The 18,807-nt window shown below is 59.9% G+C and carries 24 protein-coding genes and 2 pseudogenes; 6 read left to right on the top strand and 20 right to left on the bottom strand.

The window, feature by feature from the left end; all coding sequences use genetic code 11:
* Nucleotides 1-7: 7 nt before the first annotated feature.
* From FHS06_RS11240 to FHS06_RS11195, 10 genes are all read right to left on the bottom strand, one after another.
* On the bottom strand, nt 8-388 hold the full coding sequence (locus tag FHS06_RS11240) for a DUF3060 domain-containing protein (protein ID WP_167049324.1): 381 nt from the start codon (nt 386-388) through the stop codon (nt 8-10).
* A 237-nt stretch (nt 389-625) separates the two neighbouring features.
* Nucleotides 626-1,531 carry a tyrosine recombinase XerC gene (locus FHS06_RS11235; RefSeq protein ID WP_167049322.1) on the bottom strand — a complete coding sequence of 302 codons (906 nt, stop codon included), beginning with the start codon at nt 1,529-1,531 and terminating at the stop codon, nt 626-628.
* A 73-nt stretch (nt 1,532-1,604) separates the two neighbouring features.
* Complete coding sequence (gene dprA / locus FHS06_RS11230) at nt 1,605-2,807, bottom strand: DNA-processing protein DprA (RefSeq protein ID WP_310734803.1); 1,203 nt, start codon at nt 2,805-2,807, stop codon at nt 1,605-1,607.
* A complete protein-coding gene (locus FHS06_RS11225) occupies nt 2,804-4,330 on the bottom strand; it encodes a YifB family Mg chelatase-like AAA ATPase (RefSeq protein ID WP_167049320.1) in 1,527 nt (508 codons plus the stop codon). The genes dprA and FHS06_RS11225 overlap by 4 nt, the downstream gene beginning before the upstream one ends.
* Nucleotides 4,327-4,689, bottom strand: a complete 363-nt coding sequence (locus FHS06_RS11220) for a YraN family protein (RefSeq protein WP_167049318.1) — start codon at nt 4,687-4,689, stop codon at nt 4,327-4,329. The genes FHS06_RS11225 and FHS06_RS11220 overlap by 4 nt, the downstream gene beginning before the upstream one ends.
* A 98-nt stretch (nt 4,690-4,787) precedes the next feature.
* On the bottom strand, nt 4,788-5,111 hold the full coding sequence (locus FHS06_RS11215; RefSeq protein WP_165142669.1) for a DUF2469 family protein: 324 nt from the start codon (nt 5,109-5,111) through the stop codon (nt 4,788-4,790).
* A gap of 39 nt (nt 5,112-5,150) precedes the next feature.
* Nucleotides 5,151-5,810: a ribonuclease HII gene (locus tag FHS06_RS11210; RefSeq protein ID WP_167049316.1), complete on the bottom strand. Its 660-nt coding sequence runs from the start codon at nt 5,808-5,810 to the stop codon at nt 5,151-5,153.
* Nucleotides 5,807-6,568 carry a signal peptidase I gene (lepB, locus tag FHS06_RS11205; protein ID WP_167049314.1) on the bottom strand — a complete coding sequence of 254 codons (762 nt, stop codon included), beginning with the start codon at nt 6,566-6,568 and terminating at the stop codon, nt 5,807-5,809. The genes FHS06_RS11210 and lepB overlap by 4 nt, the downstream gene beginning before the upstream one ends.
* Nucleotides 6,569-6,673: 105 nt before the next feature.
* Complete coding sequence (gene rplS, locus FHS06_RS11200; RefSeq protein WP_165142663.1) at nt 6,674-7,018, bottom strand: 50S ribosomal protein L19; 345 nt, start codon at nt 7,016-7,018, stop codon at nt 6,674-6,676.
* A gap of 175 nt (nt 7,019-7,193) precedes the next feature.
* Nucleotides 7,194-7,688: an MFS transporter permease gene (locus tag FHS06_RS11195; protein WP_167049312.1), complete on the bottom strand. Its 495-nt coding sequence runs from the start codon at nt 7,686-7,688 to the stop codon at nt 7,194-7,196.
* Nucleotides 7,689-7,806: 118 nt separating this feature from the next.
* On the opposite strand from FHS06_RS11195, the gene map reads away from it, so the two are divergent.
* Nucleotides 7,807-8,589, top strand: coding sequence for a type I methionyl aminopeptidase (gene map, locus FHS06_RS11190; protein WP_167049310.1), 783 nt, complete (start codon nt 7,807-7,809; stop codon nt 8,587-8,589).
* Here the strand turns inward: map and FHS06_RS11185 are convergent.
* The 6 genes and pseudogenes from FHS06_RS11185 to rpsP all read right to left on the bottom strand — a co-directional run.
* Nucleotides 8,589-8,741 (bottom strand): annotated as a pseudogene (locus FHS06_RS11185) (pyruvate kinase); the annotation flags it as partial. The gene map and the pseudogene FHS06_RS11185 sit on opposite strands and share 1 nt — an antisense overlap.
* Nucleotides 8,742-8,979: 238 nt before the next feature.
* A pseudogene (locus FHS06_RS14015) lies at nt 8,980-9,033 on the bottom strand (hypothetical protein); the annotation flags it as partial.
* Nucleotides 9,034-9,119: 86 nt separating this feature from the next.
* Complete coding sequence (gene trmD, locus FHS06_RS11175; protein WP_167049308.1) at nt 9,120-9,809, bottom strand: tRNA (guanosine(37)-N1)-methyltransferase TrmD; 690 nt, start codon at nt 9,807-9,809, stop codon at nt 9,120-9,122.
* Nucleotides 9,810-9,884: 75 nt separating this feature from the next.
* A complete protein-coding gene (rimM, locus tag FHS06_RS11170) occupies nt 9,885-10,520 on the bottom strand; it encodes a ribosome maturation factor RimM (protein WP_167049306.1) in 636 nt (211 codons plus the stop codon).
* The gene (locus tag FHS06_RS11165; RefSeq protein WP_165142653.1) at nt 10,520-10,750 is read right to left on the bottom strand and encodes an RNA-binding protein; all 231 of its coding nucleotides are present in this window, start codon (nt 10,748-10,750) and stop codon (nt 10,520-10,522) included. The genes rimM and FHS06_RS11165 overlap by 1 nt, the downstream gene beginning before the upstream one ends.
* Before the next feature lie 5 nt (nt 10,751-10,755).
* Nucleotides 10,756-11,226: a 30S ribosomal protein S16 gene (rpsP, locus tag FHS06_RS11160; RefSeq protein ID WP_167049304.1), complete on the bottom strand. Its 471-nt coding sequence runs from the start codon at nt 11,224-11,226 to the stop codon at nt 10,756-10,758.
* A 263-nt stretch (nt 11,227-11,489) separates the two neighbouring features.
* Between rpsP and FHS06_RS11155 the strand changes: the two genes are divergently transcribed.
* The 3 genes from FHS06_RS11155 (at nt 11,490) to FHS06_RS11145 (ending at nt 13,381) form a co-directional block, all read left to right on the top strand.
* Complete coding sequence (locus FHS06_RS11155) at nt 11,490-11,840, top strand: DMT family transporter (protein WP_167049302.1); 351 nt, start codon at nt 11,490-11,492, stop codon at nt 11,838-11,840.
* Nucleotides 11,837-12,157, top strand: a complete 321-nt coding sequence (locus FHS06_RS11150) for a DMT family transporter (protein ID WP_167049300.1) — start codon at nt 11,837-11,839, stop codon at nt 12,155-12,157. The genes FHS06_RS11155 and FHS06_RS11150 overlap by 4 nt, the downstream gene beginning before the upstream one ends.
* 66 nt (nt 12,158-12,223) lie before the next feature.
* Nucleotides 12,224-13,381: a glutamate--cysteine ligase gene (locus FHS06_RS11145; protein WP_167049298.1), complete on the top strand. Its 1,158-nt coding sequence runs from the start codon at nt 12,224-12,226 to the stop codon at nt 13,379-13,381.
* Between the two features lie 10 nt (nt 13,382-13,391).
* On the opposite strand, the gene ffh is transcribed toward FHS06_RS11145, so the two are convergent.
* Both ffh and FHS06_RS11135 read right to left on the bottom strand, forming a co-directional pair.
* Nucleotides 13,392-14,945 carry a signal recognition particle protein gene (ffh, locus tag FHS06_RS11140; RefSeq protein WP_167049296.1) on the bottom strand — a complete coding sequence of 518 codons (1,554 nt, stop codon included), beginning with the start codon at nt 14,943-14,945 and terminating at the stop codon, nt 13,392-13,394.
* A gap of 79 nt (nt 14,946-15,024) precedes the next feature.
* Nucleotides 15,025-15,594, bottom strand: a complete 570-nt coding sequence (locus tag FHS06_RS11135) for a TetR/AcrR family transcriptional regulator (protein WP_167049294.1) — start codon at nt 15,592-15,594, stop codon at nt 15,025-15,027.
* A gap of 84 nt (nt 15,595-15,678) precedes the next feature.
* Here FHS06_RS11135 and lipB point away from each other — a divergent pair, with 84 nt between their 5' ends.
* Together lipB and lipA are read left to right on the top strand one after the other, a co-directional pair.
* On the top strand, nt 15,679-16,317 hold the full coding sequence (gene lipB / locus FHS06_RS11130) for a lipoyl(octanoyl) transferase LipB (protein WP_167049292.1): 639 nt from the start codon (nt 15,679-15,681) through the stop codon (nt 16,315-16,317).
* Nucleotides 16,314-17,354 (top strand): lipoyl synthase, encoded by a 1,041-nt coding sequence (gene lipA, locus FHS06_RS11125; protein WP_167049290.1) that lies wholly within the window; start codon nt 16,314-16,316, stop codon nt 17,352-17,354. The genes lipB and lipA overlap by 4 nt, the downstream gene beginning before the upstream one ends.
* Nucleotide 17,355: 1 nt before the next feature.
* Here the strand turns inward: lipA and FHS06_RS11120 are convergent, their stop codons facing one another.
* Nucleotides 17,356-17,856, bottom strand: coding sequence for a DUF2004 domain-containing protein (locus tag FHS06_RS11120; RefSeq protein ID WP_167049288.1), 501 nt, complete (start codon nt 17,854-17,856; stop codon nt 17,356-17,358).
* 71 nt (nt 17,857-17,927) lie between these two features.
* Nucleotides 17,928-18,800 carry a signal recognition particle-docking protein FtsY gene (gene ftsY / locus FHS06_RS11115; RefSeq protein WP_167049286.1) on the bottom strand — a complete coding sequence of 291 codons (873 nt, stop codon included), beginning with the start codon at nt 18,798-18,800 and terminating at the stop codon, nt 17,928-17,930.
* Nucleotides 18,801-18,807 lie beyond the last annotated feature (7 nt).

Below are 18,807 nucleotides of genomic sequence, written 5' to 3'. Positions count from 1 at the left end.
GCGTGCTTCAACCGCGTGAAACCACGTTGTCACTGCCGCTGACATCCACAACCGGATCCGAACCCGCGATGACGGTGTTTTCGTTTCCCGAAATCGCTGCGGCTGCGAGGTCTCCGCTCACAGTCACGTTATTCGCGTTGCCGTTGATGCTCAAGGTATCGATCATCTCCGCCAGGCCACTGTTGCCCTGACCACTGATATCGATAGACGAAACTTCCGTCGCTTGAATGCTGTTGCTGTCACCGTTGACTTCGATTGATGTGACGACGGCTCGCGTGAGGTCGATAGTGTTGCCGCTTCCGCTGACAAGTACCGTCGGGCAATCACCGACGACCGTGAAGCTCGACGCAGAGCCGTTCAGCGTGAGCGGCTCTCCCCCACAATCCATGGAATCTGCGTTTATATTCGCAGCGGTTGGCGCAGGCGACGCGGTCGGCGTCACAGAGGGCGCAGGTGTAGCTGTGGCACTCGGCGCCGAGGGAACAACCGTACGTCGCTCTGCGCTCACTTGCGCAGAGCAGCCCGCGACGAGTGCGCAGCAAAATACGAGCCCCAGAAGAGCTATTTTCTTCGTGCGATATCTCGTCATGCGCCCACGCTATTGCGAGCGCGACGCGAATGCCATTTAAGCGCGCGGATGCGCGAGGCGATACGAGGCTGCTAATCGCTCAGCCGACACATGTGTGTAGATCTGGGTGGTGCCGAGGCTAGCGTGGCCGAGAATTTCCTGCACCGCACGTAAGTCTGCGCCGCCGTCGAGAAGATGCGTCGCGGCCGAGTGACGAAGCGTGTGAGGACCGACATCGCCGCCGCCAACTGCGGGCGAAACGAGACGAGATACGACGTCGTAAACGGAACGAGGACCGATGCGGCCGCCACGCGCACCGAGAAAGAGTGCCGATACCTCTCCGCTACCCCGCTCCACGAGAGCAGGCCGCGCGCTCCGGCGATAGAGATCGATCGCGGATGCGGCGGGGTCTCCGAACGGAACAACGCGTTCTTTCGCGCCTTTTCCTCTCACGCGAGCCGTGCGACGCGAGAGATCTACATCATCGATGTCGAGACTGCAAAGCTCCGACACGCGCATTCCAGAGCCATAAAGCGTTTCCAGGATGGCGCTATCGCGAAGAACAAGTGGATCACCATCGGCCCCCGCGTCATGTTCTTTATTCAGCACCTCAGCCAGCGCGCCAGAAGTAGCGACTTTCGGAAGAGTTCTACCTCGTTTGGGAGCGCTCAATCTCACTGCCGGGTCAGCGAGCACAATGCCAGACTCCAGGGCCCATGAGAAAAAAGCTTTCACGCTCGAGGTACGACGTGCAACCGTCGCACGCGAGTCTCCTCTTTTCGTCGCGGCCCACTGCCAAGAACGAAGCGCCTCAAGGTCAATCTTCGAAGTGTCTGTTGCAGCGCCCACATTTCTCACCACATCCCGGAGATCTGACGTATACGCCCGCACCGTGGCTGCGGAGAGCCTGCGAACACCGACGAGATGGCGCTCCCAATCGTTCAGCGCTTCTTCAATCCGCATATGTCCAGCATGGACCGGTAGTTGGGCCACCGAAGTAGTGGCGCGCCGACACCGCAAGCTACGCCGGTAGTTATCAGTTGCCCATCACGAGCCAGCCGCCCTCGACGCGACGCACTTTCTCCTCAAGTTGCAGTATGCCGAGTACCTGTTGCACCTCAGTATTCGACATCCCACTCCTCCTTGCGATGTCATCTATGTTCCGCGCGCTCCGTGTGCTCAATGCGTCGGTTACCCGCGTTCTCTCATTAGTGCGGGCCGCAGTATCATCACTCTCGCTGTCGAAAAGTGTTTGCGCGCTATCGAGCCCCAGAAGCTCGACCACGTCGTCAACTCCTGTGATGCAGCGCGCGTCGAACTCGCGGAGTAGGCGATGACATCCGGCGGACGCGGCTGAGGTCACCGGCCCGGGAACAGCGCCAAGCGGCCGAGATAGCGCAGCCGCATGCCCCGCCGTATTCAATGAGCCACTGCGCCAGCCTGCCTCGACAACGACCGTTGCATCCGCCAGCGCCGCAATGACTCTATTCCGCTGCAGAAATCTCCACTTCGTCGGAGCGGAACCGCACGGCACTTCGCTGCAGACCACCCCCTTCGTCGCGATTGAATCGATAAGACGCGCATGTCCCGATGGATATGGACGGTCCGCACCTCCGGCCAGCACAGCGATCGACGTGCCGCCCGCCGCGAGCGCGGCACGATGAGCGAACCCGTCGATGCCGTACGCGGCTCCGGACACGATGACGACTCCACGCGCAGCAAGTTCGGCGGCAAACTCGCTCGCCACATGTTCGCCGTACCCTGTTGCGGCCCGGGCACCGACTATCGCCACGTGTGCTGAATAACGCGAAAAAACAGAAGCGTTTCCTCGGAACCACAAGCACCGTGGCGCATGGTCGCCCAGATCAGTTAACGAGCGCGGCCACGACTCATGATCGGGTGTTATCAGGCGAACGTTTGCCCGCGCTGCGCGAGCAAACGCGTCATCGACAGCCATGTCGTTAAAGCGTGGCGCCCAGCGAGATCGTGCACGCGCTACGTCATCGCTTTCGACGCCCATTTCGAGCGCGAGATCCTTGACATCACTGCCTTGCGCAAAACGCAGCGCCTCCGCAGCGCCGAAAACCGAAATCATTCGCCCGGCGACGGCGTCTCCCGGCTCGACAAGACAACTCCAGGCGGCCGCTGCGAAAGCCGCGACCGTTTCTTGATCTGTCTCAGGTAGGCACCCGAGTCTCGCGAGTGCTGCACGCGACCGAGCAAGGTCGATAGTGATCACGAAACGATTCCCTTCTTGAGATAGAGCGCGCGCCCAACATGCTCGAGGCGCAGTGAGTCCGCACCGTCTAGGTCCGCCAATGACCACGCCACGCGCAACACACGGTCATAGGCGCGGAGCGTCAACGCGCCTCGATGAAGCGCAGCATCGAGCGGGCGGCGAATCGCAACGCTCGGGGCAAGAGGGCCGTGCCGAAGCCACTCCCCATCCACATCGGCGTTTCTTTCCCAGCGGGTCTCGCGAAGTCGATATTTTGCCCTATCCCGTGCGAGCGCAACGCGCTCTCGCGCTTGTGCGGTGGTCACCTTGCCGCGTGCGCTGCCGGTCGGCACAGTGGTTATCCGCAGAACATGGAACTCGATATCGATTCTGTCGAGCAGCGGACCGGACAGCCTGCCGAGGTATCGTCGAATAGCCTGCGGTGGGCACACACATTCAGCCGCCCTGACGCCATAGTTGCCACACGGACAAGGGTTCGTGGCGATGATCAGCTGGAAACGAGCGGGAAACTCTGCCACGAACCCCGCGCGATGAATCACAATGCGACCGGTTTCGAGCGGCTGCCGAAGCGAGTCCAAGACGTGGCGAGGAAACTCCGCGGCCTCATCGAGAAAAAGCACCCCCTCGCCAGCTCTAGCGATCGCCCCTGGGCGCACGACGCGTGAACCGCCTCCCACCAGCGCAGCAACGCTTGCGCTGTGATGTGGCGCTTCGAATGGCGGCGTTCGCTCAAGCATCGTCACAGAGGTGCCGCTCACGGATCGCACCGAGGCCACCCGCAGAGCCGCCTCGTCGCTGAGCGCCGGCAGGATGCCCGGCATCCGTCTGGCCAACATGGTCTTTCCGGCGCCCGGTGGGCCACTCATCATCAAATGGTGTCCGCCTGCTGCTGCTGTCACAAGCGCTTCGACCGCGTCGGTTTGCCCGATCACATCCGCGAGCTCGGTGCGATCATGAACCGGTGCCGATCCGTTAGGTGCGACGACCGGGGTCACTTCAGGCACATCGATATTTGCGCCGTGCCAGCGCACGACTTCTGCAAGAGAGGCGGCGCCGAGCACCTCCATCCCGTCGACAAGGGCTGCCTCGCCAAAGTTGGCGTGTGGAACGACTACCCTCCGAAAACCCGCGTCGCGCGCCCCGAGGACCGCGGGAAGGATGCCCGGCACGGGACGAATCCGACCGTCGAGGCCGAGTTCGCCGATATGAACCGTCGTGGCAAGTGAACCGTTATGGAAAGCGTGCTCAGTCCCTAGGGCGGCAATTGCTATCGCGACATCGAAACTCGATCCATGTTTGGGAAGACTCGCTGGAGAAAGATTGATCGTAAGGCGACGGCGCGGCAGTGGGAGTTCACTATTCGCGCACGCGTTGTGAACACGTTGCACAGCCTCGCCGAGCGACTTGTCGGGCAGACCGATGAGTCGAAAGTCCGGCGTCTGCGCAGAGAGATCGGCTTCCACCTCAACCGGTGCCGCGTGAATCCCGGTGAGCGCAAGTGCCCACGTTCGCGACGTACTCACCGGAGATCCTCAAGGTGCTCGATCTTGGCAGATAAGTTGTCGACACCGGTGATGCCGACGGCATCCACTCTTACTGATCGGCCCTTCGCCTCGGCTGGGTGCGCCGCACACCATTGCCAGGCGAGTCGCCAGATCCGTCTCAGCTTAAGAATGCCGATTGCTTCTAGCGGGTGTCCGAACAACTCCGTTCGCCTCGTCTTGACCTCAACGAAAACGAGCGACTGCCCACGAGCCACGACGAGATCAATTTCTCCACGCTCACCGCGCCAGTTGCGAGCCAGCACCTTATAGCCTTTTCGCTCAAGGTATTCAGCCGCGCAATCTTCTCCAGCACGACCGAGGTCGTCTTTTTCCGCCATCGCACCAGCGTGCCGTGATGCTCCACGCGTTCACGGCCAGGATCCAACGCCCGTGCACAGCGAGCGCGATGTGTCGCGTGGGGAGAAAGCTCTACGAATCAGTTGTCGAGCGAGAGCTCTTCGGGAAGCTGAAAATCGCGTCGTGAGAGTTCTTCAACGTTGACGTCTTTGAATGTGAGCACTCGCACCGACTTCACGAAGCGGTCGGCACGATAGATATCCCAGACCCAGACATCAGTCATCGTGATCTCGAAGTAGAAATCATGCTCGGTGTCTCGGCGCACAACGTTGACATCGTTGGCGAGATAGAACCGTCGCTCGGTCTCAATTACGTACTGGAACTGCGAAACGACGTCGCGGTACTCGCGGTAAAGCGCAAGTTCCAGCTCACGGTCGTAGTCCTCGAAGACTTCGTCATCCATGGTGTCTCCATCTTATGGTGCGTGAACTGTCGGTGAGGTTCAGAACAGACTCACTTCATCGCGAATCGCCCATGAAGCACGATGATGAACGCTTAAGCCATGCTCGCGTATGGCATCTCGGTGCGCGGCACTCCCGTAGCCCTTGTTGCGAGTCCACCCGTACTGTGGCTCGCTCTGATCGAGCTCGACCATCAGAGTATCTCTCGCAACCTTCGCGATGACGGATGCCGCAGCAGCGCTGGCACAGTATCGGTCCGCTTTAATAACCGGTCGCACGGTGAGTGCCGTTGTCGAGATAGGGGAAATGTAGTCGTGATTGCCGTCGAGAATAATGACAGCATCCGAAATCGCAACATCCTGCGTGGATAGCTCCTCAAGCGCTCGTACTGCGGCAAGACCGAGCGCACCAATAATCCCGAACTCATCTATCTCGGCGGCGCTGGCCCAGCCAACGGCACTGTGAGTTACCCATTCTTTGGCTCGCTGGGCGACGTCCGGGCGTCGGAGCTCGGGGACGAGTTTGGAGTCGCGGAGCCCCTCGGGCACTCGCTTTCGCGCCCGCACAGCGTCGAGAGCGACAGCGCCCACTGCGACTGGCCCGGCCAACGCACCTCGGCCAACTTCATCACATGAAATCACAACGTCGAATTCGCGCAGAAGCGCCTTCTCGCGAGTGAGATCTGGAACCACAACCGTCACTGTGCTGCAGCCACATCTTCCGCCTTAGGGATGCTCGCAAAGACTGAGTGGTGAAAATCAATGGGTCCGAACCGGTCAAACGGCCACGTTATCCAGAATGCACGACCGACCACGTTGCTGATCGGGACGAATCCGCGACCAGGTTGATCCTGGTTGTAACGCGAGTCTTTCGAGCTGTAGCGGTTATCCCCCAATACCCACAATGAATCGTCTGGGACGACAACGTCGAAGTCAACAGCTGAAGCTGCTGCGCCCGGATCCGGGACCAGAATGTAGGAGCTCTCATCGATCGGCACGCCGTTGACGGTTATTTGCCCAAGATCGTTGCAGCACACCACGTGATCTCCGGGTAGGCCGATCACGCGCTTGATGAGGTGATCATCGCTATCAGAAGCTGAGAGACCAACGAGCGACAGAATCCAGTCACCCGCCTGCACGAGGGCGGACTGTTCCGATTCGGCAGACGCAGGAAGCCATCCGCCTGGATCTCGGAAGACGACGACGTCTCCTCGTTCGTACGCGCCAAACTTCGGAGTGATCTCGTCGACGAGAATGCGGTCGTTCACAACGAGCGTGTTCTCCATCGACTTTGAGGGAATGTAAAAAGAGCGGACAAGAAAAGTTTTGACCAGAAACGAGACAAGAACAGCAATCAGGATGATTATCAAGACATCCCGGAGGAAAGTAAGCCCACCACGACCACGCTGTGCGCTTATCTCGCCCGACGGTGATGTCGAATCGGTGTTCTCAGTTGTCATCGGAGTCCTTCACAGGCAGGTTCGGCGCATACTCGCCCGAGGTTAAGCCTCGCACACAGAAGAAGCCCCGGAGGACTTCCTCCGGGGCTTCTTCTAGAAAGTGCGTTAGCCGCGCTTCTCTTTGATCTTCGCCTTCTTGCCGCGCAGATTACGAAGGTAGTACAGCTTGGCGCGACGAACGTCGCCGCGAGTAACGACCTCGATGTGGTCGATTACCGGGCTGTGCACGGGGAACGTGCGCTCCACGCCAACCTGGAAGCTCACCTTGCGAACTGTGAAGGTTTCGCGAACACCGTCTCCAGAGCGTCCGAGAACTGCGCCCTGAAATACCTGGATACGTGAACGGCTACCCTCGGTGATGTTGACGTGCACCTTGACGGTGTCACCGGGGCCAAACTCGGGAATGTCGCTACGGAGTGATGCCGCATCGACTGCGTCGAGGATCTGCATGATCGTCTCTTCCTGCGGCCGCCACAGGTCGGACCGCGAAATAGTATGAAATGAAAAGTATGTGTACCCGCGCAGTGAGAGCGAAGCTCTTCTTGCGTTATTCCCCTGAGGCAGAACTGGTCAGGGCACAGCTATCAATGATGCCACGAATAGCGACAAGCACAAAACCACGCTGCTAACGCAGGCGCTCTTCTTCGGCAATCACGTAAATGTCGCGAGCTCCGGCAGTAGCCTTCGCAGGTCGAGGCTGCGGGCGCAAATATCCGATTCCGTTACTGGCACGCATGAGCATCGTGCCCTGCCTCGACTCGCTCAGAAGTTGCCAGATTTCGAGCCAGAACAACGCCAGTGCTACAACAACCGTGAGCACGAACACCGGGGCCCACCAGTCATGACCGAAAAAGCCGAGCGAAATCGTCAAGCCATGCCAGAGGGTGAACCCGATCACGTCCCACCACGAAACCGCCCGCTGTGTACGAACCGTTCCGCGCGCCCGAACAAGAAGAGTGAGCACTAGCTGGCCTACGAACACCGCTGGAATCGCCACGAACAAGACCCATAAGAAAGCCCAGGCCCCAGCGTTGAATACGCCCCACCCGATGAACAGCCAGAGTGGGAGGAGAAACGCAGAGGGGAAGAGCCACCCGAAGAACGCGCGCCGCAACCACATATCTGAGATGTTACGCCGCGTTGACGCAGATACAGACCGAACTAACCTGATACCGAGAACCCTTTCAGGCGGCCGCCGAACTCGTCGGGCAGAATGAATGAGGATCGAGAGGAAAAGAATGATCGAATTACGCACTCCCGCCGAGATCGAGCAGATGCGCCCGGCGGGAAGATTCGTCGCCGAAGTACTTGCGACGCTTCGCGACGACACGAAGGTCGGCACAAACCTCTTATCGATCGACAAACGAGCGCACGAAATGATTCGCGCAGCAGGCGCGACGTCTTGCTACATCGACTATCACCCGTCGTTCGGGGCGAGTCCGTTCGGCAAAGTGATCTGCACGTCAATCAACGATGGAGTCCTCCATGGCCTTCCCCATGATTACGTGCTTCGGGACGGAGATCTCGTTTCCCTTGATTTCGCAGTCTCTGTCGACGGCTGGGTCGCTGACTCGGCCGTCTCCTTCGTCGTTGGCAGTGCGCGAGACGAAGATCTGCAACTCATCGACACAACCGAGCGCGCTCTAGATGCGGCGATAGCTGCGGCGACTGTCGACAATCGGATTGGCGATGTATCGGCCGCAATCGCAGAGGTGGGTCACGCTGGCGGGTACTCGATAAACACAGACTTTGGGGGGCACGGCGTCGGTCGGATCATGCACGGCGACCCGCACATTCCCAACAATGGCCGAGCCGGGCGCGGGTATCCACTTCGAAGTGGGCTTGTGGTCGCACTTGAACCGTGGCTTCTCGCAACCACCGACGAGCTCATCACTGATCCGGACGGCTGGACGCTACGGAGCGCCGACGGCTCGCGCGGCTCTCACTCAGAGCACACCGTCGCAATCACAACCGATGGACCTATCGTTCTCACCGATCGTGGCTTCCTCGGCGTTAGTTAAGTTTCGACGGTCTCTGCTGGAAACACACCGACTCCGGTCTCGCCGGACAACACGACAGCATCCGCACCATCGAGTACCGCATTCGCCACATCGCTTGTTTCGGCTCTCGTTGGCGCGGGACTTGGAATCATCGCTTCGAGCATCTGCGTCGCATAGTGCGCACTTCCTTTTCCGCTGTAGTAGTAACTCGCGATCGGATACGGCCGTCGTCGAGGAAGATTGTGTCGCCGTAATACTGAACGATTGACCTGCGACCAACTCAGCGGCCCCGTCAGCACGAATCGGCCAACTCGAATTTTTTGGCCTTTGCAAGTCGACGAGAACACCGACCGCCAAACCCGTCGTGAGCCGCGCGACGTTCATCCCGGCCCGCACAAGTTTCTCGATCACCTCGTATGACGACGAGGCTGGACCGATCGTCGCGATGATCTTTGCTCTTCTCATGCGTGACTCCCCCGGCGATCGCCAATGGTGGTCAATCTCACACTGTCGAGGTGAACATCGCTTGACGAGCTACACGTCAGGCTGAGCTACGCGCCTTCTGGCGGAAGCAGATCTGGTCGTTGAGCGCGGGTACGCGCAATCGACTGATCGTGGCGCCAAGAAGAAATCGCGGCATGGTTGCCAGATAACAAGACATCAGGGACCGCACGGTCACGCCAGAGTGGAGGCTTCGTATAGATCGGGTATTCAAGGAGCCCGTCCTCGTGCGACTCCTCGACAAGACTGTCCGGATTGCCGACTACACCGGGCACCAGGCGAGAGATCGCTTCAATCATCGCAATAGAGGCAACTTCACCACCATTGAGCACGTAATCGCCGATGCTCATCGGGCGAACTCGTCCGCGCTCACTGTACTCATCGATCACTCGCTGGTCGATGCCCTCGTATCGTCCGCAGGCGAAGACGATGTGCGATGTTTGGGCAAGCTCCCGCGCGATAGGTTGTGTAAACACTTCGCCGGAGGGCGACGGCACAATAAGCACAGCATCATCGGTCAAGATTTCGTCGAGCGCAGCGCCCCATGGCTCCGGCTTCATCACCATGCCTGCCCCGCCGCCGTAAGGCGTGTCGTCGACGGTTCGGTGCCGGTCGCTCGTCCAGGCGCGCAAATCATGAACACCAAGCTTCACGATGCCGCGTTCTCGAGCTTTACCAATCAGCGAAAGATCTAGCGCGTCGAAAAATGCCGGAAAGATCGTGACGACGTCGATGCGCATAGGGGCAAGTTTAGGCAAGGCGCCCGACGTGGTCGGGTTCACTGGGTGGGCATTCTTCGGTCGATTGCAGTTCTGCTAGGCGTCGGAGCCGTCGTCAGTTGGCTCTCCGTCGGCGTCAACCGGTAGCTCTTCGAACAGACCCGCGGGAGGCGTGACAACGACGAATCCCGCCGCAGGATCTACTTCGGGAACGATTGCTTTCACGAATGGCACAAGCACTTCGCGTTCACCGGAACGGACAAGGAGGAGGTCATGAGCGGGAAAATGGTCGACACGCATCACACGTCCAACCGAGACTCCATCGCGAAGAACGTCGAGACCGACAAGCTGGTGGTCGTACCAGGCGTCTTCTTCTGGTGCGGTCGCCGCGGCATCCTGATCTATCCAGAGAATGGCGCGTACGAGGCCTTCAGCCGCAGAGCGATCCTCTACGCCATCGAAGAAGGCCACAGGGTGCGAATTCATCCATCGAAACTCACGCACTGTAAGGGTTTTCCCGTGCCACTCCGATGACTCTGGCACTTGGAGTGTGAACGACGCTCCCGGAATGAATCTTCCGTCGGGATCGTCGGTATACAACTCAATCTTGAGGGCGCCCTTTAGCCCGTGCGCCTTAACAAGACGGCCAACCCGCAGCTGCGTCTTTGTATCTTGCGGAGGGCGCGCGCCAGAATCGCTGCTTGATTCCCCGGATGACGTGTCAGCCACCATCAGTCGTCAGCTACGTCGACGCGCACTCGGCGGCCGTCGGCCAGCGCTGAGACAACAGTCCGCAAGGCCTTGGCTGTGCGTCCGCCGCGCCCGATCACTCGACCCCGGTCGTCAGGGTGGACGTGAACTTCGAGAACGTCACCCCGCGGCGAGGTGGACGAGTCGATACGCACGTCATCGGGGTGATCGACGATCCCCTTAACAACGTGCTCGAGCGCGGCGGAAAGCACTGCGATTACTCCGCGTCTGTCGCGTCTGCGGCGGGCGCGTCAGCGGCGGGCGCGTCAGCGGCGGGCGCGTCAGCGGCGGGCGCGTCAGCGGCGGGCGCGTCAGCGGCGGGCGCGTCAGCCTTCTTCTCCGCCTTCGGCTTGATGACCGACTTCTTTGACGCGTCAAGCGAGAATGCCGGCTTGGGCTCGGCAATCTTCACGGTCGAAACCGCGTTCTTGTCGCCCTTGTACTGGCCCCAGTCGCCGGTCAGCTTGAGAAGTGCGCGGACCTGCTCCGTGGGCTGTGCGCCAACGCTGAGCCAGTACTGCGCACGCTCCGAGTCAACCTCGATGACAGAGGGCTCGTGGGTGGGGTGGTACTTGCCGATTTCTTCGATGACACGACCGTCGCGCTTTGTGCGCGAGTCAGCAACAACGATGCGGTAGTACGGCGCGCGGATTTTACCCATGCGCTTAAGGCGGATCTTGACAGCCACGATTCTCCTGAATGTGTGGAAAGTGAAGCGAACCGATCGCCTGGAGAGTGGGGTGCACACCCGGCGGAAGCTCAAAAGGAGGACGTTTGCACTGGATAGAGGGTCGAGTGCCACGTCCGACCCTTTATTCTGCCAGATCAAGACGGATGCCGCGAACTGAAGCGTGAAATGCGTCTCGCTGGCAAGACTCCCGTCGTTCACTAGTGTGGTTCGAAAGCGCGCTCAGCGCTGAATACACTCGCCCACCCGAAGGGAATGTCCCCGTGACGAAGTGGTTATATCTCGTCGGCGCGATTCTGCTAGAAGTTTCCGCGACGCTTTCGCTCAGGATGATGACTGAAAACTTCGCATGGGTTGTCGCAGTGTCGATCGGGTACGTCGGGGCCTTCCTATGCCTCGCTCTTTTGCTGCGCGCTGGCGCGCCGATCGGACTGACGTACGGAGTCTGGGCGGCATCCGGCGTGGCGTTGACCGCGGTTGCCGCAGCGCTCCTTTTTGGCGACCCGCTCACGTGGCTTATGAGCCTCGGCATCATCGTTGTCATCGGTGGGGTGCTACTGGTTGAGATCGGTGCGACAACGCACCGCCGGACCGCTAGCGGAGCGAAGCAATGATCTGGATCATGCTCGCCGGCGCGATCATCTTCGAAGTGACCGGCACGATGTCTCTGCGAGCTTCAGAAGGCCTACGCAAAAAGCTATGGATTGCTCCTGTCCTCATTTCATACATCCTCGCTTTCACACTCCTCTTCCTGTGCCTCGGGCAGGGAATGCCGGTCGGTGTTGCCTACGGTATTTGGTCGGCCTGCGGTGTCGCGCTGACAGCAATTCTTGCTCGCATCCTCTTCCAAGAGCCGTTCACCTGGGTCATGGGGCTGGGCGTGGTCGCTATCGCCGGAGGAGTTTTGCTCATCGAACTCGGTGCGCAGTAGTTTCCGCAGAATTTTTCGGGCGCGCCCGGAACAGACCCCAGACCGTAGGCGTGCGAAACTAGCGCCGTGACAGTGACGTTTTCTCAGTCTCCACGCTCCTCAGTAGGCATCGAGTGGGAGATCATGCTCGCGGATCGCGTGACGGGTGAGCTCGTCCCGCGTGCTCCCGAAATCATCGATTCTCTCTCCGATGCGACCGCGCTCGAACGGTATGTCGTGACCGAAGAGTTGCTAACGAACACGATCGAAGTGACCAGCGGCGTGGGTGACACCGTGCAGGCAGCCGTCGACGACATCGACGACGCTATCTCGGCCGTCAGGTCGGTCGCTGAACCGGCAGGCATTGAGCTGCTGAGCGCTGGCAGCCATCCATTCGCGCAGTGGTATGACCAGCAAGTCACCGACAAGACGCGATACCACTCATTGATTGAGCGGACCCAGTGGTGGGGCCGAAACATGATGATTTGGGGCATCCATGTTCACGTTGGCGTTGAAGACGTCAACAAGGTCTTCCCCATCATCAACGCGCTGACGCTCTATCTCCCCCATCTGCAGGCGCTTTCAGCTTCTAGCCCGTTCTGGGCAGGAGAGCGCACCGGCTATGCATCGAACCGCGCATTGGTCTTTCAGCAGCTACCCACAGCTGGATTGCCCTGGCCACTGCAGAACTGGACTGAGTTCGAGAGCTATCTCGACGACATGGCACGCACGGGAGTCATGGCCGATGCCAGCGAGGTCCGCTGGGACATTCGTCCAGCGCCGCGCTGGGGAACCATTGAGATCCGCGCGTGCGACGGAATGTCGACCCTCCCCGAGCTTGCCGCCGTTGCAGCTCTCGCTCAGGTTCTGGTTGAGCACCTCTCACGCATGCTCGACGAGGGAAAAACGCTTGAGACTCTGCCCCCATGGTTTGTCCGCGAAAACAAGTGGCGCGCGGCTCGATTCGGCCTTGATGCACAGATCATCGTCGATTCGGCCGGCACACAACGCCCTGTCCGCGAACACCTCGCCGAGACGGCAGCTGAGCTGACCCCTATTGCCGAAGACCTTCACTGCGCACGCGAGTTCGCCGGCGTCGCGGAAATCCTTGCTGGCGGATCCAGTTATGAGCGTCAGCTCGTCGTCGCCGACAGCACTAACGGAGATCTACACGCCGTTGTGCAGCACCTGATTAGAGAGTTCCGCGGAGGGCCAACCCTGCGAGAACACCTCGCAGGGGTCTAGACGCCAGGCGCTACGGCTTACCGAGAAGCTTCTGTAACTCGGCAAGATCGGCTTCGCTCGGAGCAGCACCCTTTGCACCCAGACCAAAGCCCGAACCGGTTGGTGCACTCTGTTCTGCCGTCGCCGTGATACCCGAATTCTCAGCAGCGCGCTTCGCAGGATTTCCCGACCGCGAGCCCTTCGCCTTCTGCTGTTTGCCACGCTTGCTCGAGGCTCCTGGCTTTCCCATCGCACCCATGCCCGGCATGTTGGGGACACCGCCGCGCGCCACTGTCTTCATCATCTTTGCTGCCTGCTCGAAGCGCTGCACGAGCTGGTTGACATCGGTCACCGTCATACCTGAACCGCGCGCAATACGCAGACGTCGTGACCCGTTAAGAAGCTTTGGGCTCCGGCGCTCGCCCGGCGTCATAGAGCGGATGATTGCCTCGGTTCGGTCAATCTCTCGCTCGTCGAAGTTGTCGATCTGCTGCTTCATTTGCCCCATGCCCGGCAGCATGCCGAGCATCTTCTTCATGGAGCCCATCTTCTTGAGCTGCTGCATTTGCTCAAGAAAATCTTCGAGAGTGAACTGCTCAGTCGCAAGCTTCTCGGCGACCTTCATCGCTTCGTCTTCATCGAATGCCTGCTGGGCTTGTTCGATGAGGGTCAGGATGTCGCCGAGGTCGAGAATGCGGCTCGCCATGCGGTCTGGGTGGAAAGGCTCCAGATCTTCGAGGCCTTCACCGGTCGACGCGTAGATGATTGGTCGACCTGTGACGGAGGCTACCGAAAGTGCAGCGCCACCTCGCGCGTCGCCATCGAGCTTCGAGAGCACGACACCTGTGAAATCTACGCCCTCTTGGAAGGCTTTCGCGGTGTTAACGGCGTCCTGACCGATCATCGCGTCTATCACGAAAAGCACTTCGTCGGGCGAGGTCACCCGGCGGATGTCGGAGGCTTGCTTCATGAGTTCGGCATCGACACCGAGCCGGCCCGCGGTGTCGATGATCACGGTGTCGTGCTGGTGCCGCTTGGCGTACTCAACGCCCTCTTTGGCGACCTTTACCGGGTCACCGACGCCGTTACCTGGCTCAGGTGCGTAGACAGCAGCACCGGCGCGCTCAGCGACAACCTGGAGTTGGTTGACGGCGTTGGGCCGCTGCAAGTCAGCCGCGATCAGAAGTGGGGTGTGGCCATCTTTTTCGAGAAGTCTCGCGAGCTTGCCCGCAAACGTGGTCTTACCCGAACCTTGCAATCCCGCCAGCATGATCACCGTCGGGGGGTTCTTTGCGAATTGCAGTCGGCGCTGCTCGCCACCAAGAATCGCGACGAGCTCTTCGTTGACGATTTGCACGACCTGCTGCGCTGGATTCAGCGCCCGGCTCACCTCATCGCCGAGAGCCCGCTCGCGAACTTTCGCTGTGAAGTCTTTCACCACCGGCAGCGCGACGTCTGCGTCTAGCAGCGCGCGCCGGATCTCGCGGACCGTGCCGTCAACATCCGCGGGAGAAAGCTTGCCTTTCGTGCGGAGGTTGCGGAAGGTCTCGGTGAGCCTGTCGGAAAGAGTGCCGAATGTCGCCATGATGCAGCAAGTTTACGCGAGCGGGAGGCAAGGGCGGATACCTCGCCACGCAACGCTCAAAAGGTTTTCTACTGAGCGGCTACTTTGCCGCGGAAAGAGCGCGTCTGAGAACGTCAGTGAGCGAGGTACGGCCCGCCCCGGCGGCGGCCCAGGCTCTCAGCGCGGCAAGTACCGCTCCGCCGTAGGCTGCACCACGCACGCTGGCGATGAGTTCGTCGATACCTGCGCGGTGAAGCTGCTCTGCCACGAGTGCCCCGATTCGCGCTTGGCGGAGCGCCGCGTCTCGTTCGAGCTCCGCAGAAAGGCCCATCGCCTCTGCATTCACCAAAGCCAGCGCAAGGCTGTCGGGGGTGAAGTCGGTTGCAATTCCTGCGATATGGCTACGAACTCGCAAAAAGGCATCCTCGGGAGAACCATTTCTTAGCTGCAACGCGAGCGTTTCGATTCGCTCGTCCAAGCCCGACCACAGCACATCCGCCTTCGAAGCAAAGTAGTTGAAAAAGCTCGATCGGCTGACGCCCGCACGTTGCGCGATTTGTGAGATTGATGTGCGGTCGTATCCCTGCTCGAGAAAGAGTTCGCAGGCGGCCTCGGATATCTCAGCGGGGGAAGACGCCCGAGGACGACCAGAGCGCGAGAAATTCACCATGCGCTCAGCCTACGATGCTGGCTTATCTAGACGGAGATCACTATTGTTGCACTCAATACAACAATCCTTTTTTCCAAGGCAGCCATGATGGATATTTTGATAGCTGGACTCGCTCCGGACTACGTGCCGTATGCCAACGGATGGGAGCTTCAGCGTCGCTTGCACTCCTCCGTCGTCGCGCGCGAACGCGCTGACACGCTCATCCTTCTCGAACACGAAGCGGTGTATACGGCTGGCACACGGACACAGCCAGAGGAACGACCGACGGATGGCACTGAGGTCATCGATGTCGATCGCGGGGGAAAGATCACCTGGCATGGTCCCGGACAGCTCGTGGGATATCCAATCATGCGGCTTCCAGAGCCCGTAGACGTCGTAGCTCACGTTCGGCGACTAGAAAACATCATTATCGACGCGCTGAAGACGGTCAACATCGATGGCTGTCAAGTGCCTGGTCGAAGCGGAGTGTGGGTGGGTCGCCCGGGCTCGCAAGACAAAATTGCCGCGATCGGCGTCCGCGTCGAAAAAGGGGTCACCATGCACGGCTTCGCCGTCAACTGCAACAACACTCTTTCTGGATTCGCAGAAATCATTCCCTGTGGCATAACGGATGCCGGGGTGACGACCATCAGCGATGTTCTCGGTCGCACTGTCCGCCCGCACGATCTGTGCGGCGCCGTGAGCGCCAGCTTTGAAGCGCAGTACGCCGGGATCGCAGCATGAGCGGCTGCGCGATCGGTTCGCAGCCTTCGGCGAGTTCCGCCGCGACGAACCACGGCGAGCGGCGTCTCCTCCGCCTTGAGGTGCGAAACGCCCAGACGCCCATTGAGCGGAAGCCCGACTGGATAAAGACTCGCGCAAAAATGGGACCGGAGTACTCAGCTCTGCAGGCGCTCGTTAAAGACGAGGGGCTGCACACCGTGTGCCAAGAAGCAGGGTGCCCCAACATCTACGAATGCTGGGAAGACCGCGAAGCCACGTTTCTCATTGGCGGCTCACAGTGCACTCGACGTTGCGACTTCTGTCAGATCGATACCGGAAAGCCGGATGATTACGACAAGGACGAGCCGCACCGAGTGGCCGAAAGCGTCGCCCGAATGCAGCTGAGGTACGCAACCGTGACGGGTGTCGCACGCGACGACCTCGATGACGGTGGGGCGTGGCTCCACGCCGAAACAGTCCGCCGAATTCACGCCGAAAATCCACACACTGGTGTCGAGCTTCTCGCCACCGACTTCAGCGGAAACCCTTCCCAGCTGAAGACCGTCTTTGATTCGCGCCCCGAGGTATTTGCCCACAACGTCGAAACGGTGCCGCGAATTTTCAAACGCATTCGGCCAGCGTTTCGCTACGACCGTTCGCTCGGCGTATTGACCGCAGCCCGAGAAGAACGGCTCATCACAAAGTCGAATTTGATCTTGGGCATGGGCGAGGAGCCACACGAGGTTGTCTCAGCACTTCACGATCTGCGCGAGGCCGGAACCGACATCATCACGATCACTCAGTACCTGCGGCCATCACCGCGTCATCTCCCAGTGTCGCGATGGGTGAAGCCAGCTGAATTCGTTGAATTCAAGGAAGAAGCGGAGCGGATCGGCTTCCTCGGGGTATTGGCGGGCCCGCTCGTGCGCTCGTCTTACCGTGCGGGTCGACTTTGGGCGCAATCGATGGAGTCTAAAGGCCATCAAATATCTGCGCACCTCGGCCACCTCGCATCAGAGATCGCCGCCACAGATCACGGTTTCGCGCAGGCGGTCTGAGTTACTCCGCGCTCGTGACCGACTGAACTTGCGCGGTCGAGTCAAGGTTGACAAGCAGCACGTCATCGGTGGCATCCGGGTCGAGCGCGTATTCCAAGACAGCGAACGGGTCCGAGCCCCCGAGTTCATCAGCAAGAATCGTCATGCTCATCAGCTGAAGCGACCGGATAACGTCAACGTGCACGTCTCCAGAGATGTCAACGAGCAGGCCTTCAATCTCATCGCCGCGCTCCGCTTGCTGCTGCAGGATGTACTCCGTCACTTCGCTCGTGCGATCGTCAAGCTCAGTCACCATCGCATTGCGAGCACGCATATCAATGTCTTCGAGTGCTGAAATCATCGCTGCGGCAACATCCAGGGCGTCGATGGACACATCTTCTTGATCGGGCGCCGTGAGGTCGACCGTCACACTCTGATCGGCGAACTCCACTGTTTCCGACCAAAAGATCGATCCGTCGGGTCCGGATTCGAGAAGCCCGAAATAGTCGTGCTCGATGGTCATACCTCCATAAAACCAGCAGTATCGCCGCGGCGATAGGTCAATGCGCCGAGAAGAGGCGCCAGTATCAAAAATCAGTCAACGAGCGACGCAACAAAGACGTGGGGGGTGAAGCCTGTCAGGTCACCGATTCCCTCACCTTGACCCAAAAGCTTGACCGGAATTCCGGTTCGTTCCTGCACGGCGAGAACAAACCCACCCTTCGCAGATCCGTCGAGCTTCGTCAGCACGAGACCGGTAACTCCGGCGTGCTCGAGAAATGCTTGAGCCTGCATAACGCCATTTTGACCGGTCGTTGCGTCCAACACGAGAAGGACCTCACTGATGGGGGCCTGCTTTTCTACGACACGACGAATCTTGCCAAGTTCGTCCATCAGACCGCCCTTGGTGTGGAGGCGTCCTGCGGTGTCGATCAAAACAATCTCAGTACCGGTGCTCTTGGCATATTCGACGGTTTGAAAAGCTACGGATGCCGGATCTTGACCCTCGTGCTGCGGGCGAGTGATCGCCGCTCCCCCGCGCTCGGCCCACGTCGCGAGCTGGTCGACCGCGGCGGCGCGAAACGTATCGGCCGCGCCGACGACAACCGAACGGCCATAGCCCTGGAGGAACTTCGCGAATTTACCGATCGTTGTCGTCTTACCGACGCCGTTGACTCCAACAACGAGAACGACAGCCGGGCGTTCGCTGAGCCGGAGCGTGGTATCGAACTTCGCGAAGTGCTCCTCCAGCGTCTCGCGCAGCATCCGTTGAAGATCTTTGGGATCTGTCGTGCGGAAACGCTCGACCTTCTCCCGCAGCTCATCCACGATGCGCTCGGTGATGTCGGGACCGAAATCGGCTGTTAGAAGCGCCGTCTCCAAGTCCTCCCACGTCGTTTCATCGATCACAGGTCTCACAAACATGCCACGCAGTGCGCGGCCGAGCGACCAAGACTTCTCCGCCATGGTTCCA

Origin of the sequence: Microbacterium halimionae, from assembly GCF_011761265.1 — a bacterium.
Lineage (GTDB): Bacteria > Actinomycetota > Actinomycetes > Actinomycetales > Microbacteriaceae > Microbacterium > Microbacterium halimionae.
The sequence above is the reverse complement of the archived record's forward strand: the minus strand, read 5'-3'. Positions and strand labels throughout refer to the sequence as shown.

What these genes read in the sequence shown, in the direction of transcription:
- rplS (WP_165142663.1), bottom strand. Translation starts at nt 7,018, where the DNA reads ATGCAGATCCTCGACGCAGTCGATGCGGCATCACTCCGTAGCGACATT.
- FHS06_RS11240 (WP_167049324.1), bottom strand. Translation starts at nt 388, where the DNA reads ATGGATTGTGGGGGAGAGCCGCTCACGCTGAACGGCTCTGCGTCGAGC.
- ffh (WP_167049296.1), bottom strand. Translation starts at nt 14,945, where the DNA reads ATGGCGACATTCGGCACTCTTTCCGACAGGCTCACCGAGACCTTCCGC.
- rimM (WP_167049306.1), bottom strand. Translation starts at nt 10,520, where the DNA reads ATGGTGGCTGACACGTCATCCGGGGAATCAAGCAGCGATTCTGGCGCG.
- lipA (WP_167049290.1), top strand. Translation starts at nt 16,314, where the DNA reads ATGAGCGGCTGCGCGATCGGTTCGCAGCCTTCGGCGAGTTCCGCCGCG.
- FHS06_RS11235 (WP_167049322.1), bottom strand. Translation starts at nt 1,531, where the DNA reads ATGCGGATTGAAGAAGCGCTGAACGATTGGGAGCGCCATCTCGTCGGT.
- ftsY (WP_167049286.1), bottom strand. Translation starts at nt 18,800, where the DNA reads ATGGCGGAGAAGTCTTGGTCGCTCGGCCGCGCACTGCGTGGCATGTTT.
- FHS06_RS11220 (WP_167049318.1), bottom strand. Translation starts at nt 4,689, where the DNA reads ATGGCGGAAAAAGACGACCTCGGTCGTGCTGGAGAAGATTGCGCGGCT.
- FHS06_RS11195 (WP_167049312.1), bottom strand. Translation starts at nt 7,688, where the DNA reads ATGTGGTTGCGGCGCGCGTTCTTCGGGTGGCTCTTCCCCTCTGCGTTT.
- trmD (WP_167049308.1), bottom strand. Translation starts at nt 9,809, where the DNA reads ATGCGCATCGACGTCGTCACGATCTTTCCGGCATTTTTCGACGCGCTA.
- lipB (WP_167049292.1), top strand. Translation starts at nt 15,679, where the DNA reads ATGATGGATATTTTGATAGCTGGACTCGCTCCGGACTACGTGCCGTAT.
- FHS06_RS11215 (WP_165142669.1), bottom strand. Translation starts at nt 5,111, where the DNA reads ATGGATGACGAAGTCTTCGAGGACTACGACCGTGAGCTGGAACTTGCG.
- FHS06_RS11120 (WP_167049288.1), bottom strand. Translation starts at nt 17,856, where the DNA reads ATGACCATCGAGCACGACTATTTCGGGCTTCTCGAATCCGGACCCGAC.
- lepB (WP_167049314.1), bottom strand. Translation starts at nt 6,568, where the DNA reads ATGACAACTGAGAACACCGATTCGACATCACCGTCGGGCGAGATAAGC.
- map (WP_167049310.1), top strand. Translation starts at nt 7,807, where the DNA reads ATGATCGAATTACGCACTCCCGCCGAGATCGAGCAGATGCGCCCGGCG.
- FHS06_RS11135 (WP_167049294.1), bottom strand. Translation starts at nt 15,594, where the DNA reads ATGGTGAATTTCTCGCGCTCTGGTCGTCCTCGGGCGTCTTCCCCCGCT.
- FHS06_RS11150 (WP_167049300.1), top strand. Translation starts at nt 11,837, where the DNA reads ATGATCTGGATCATGCTCGCCGGCGCGATCATCTTCGAAGTGACCGGC.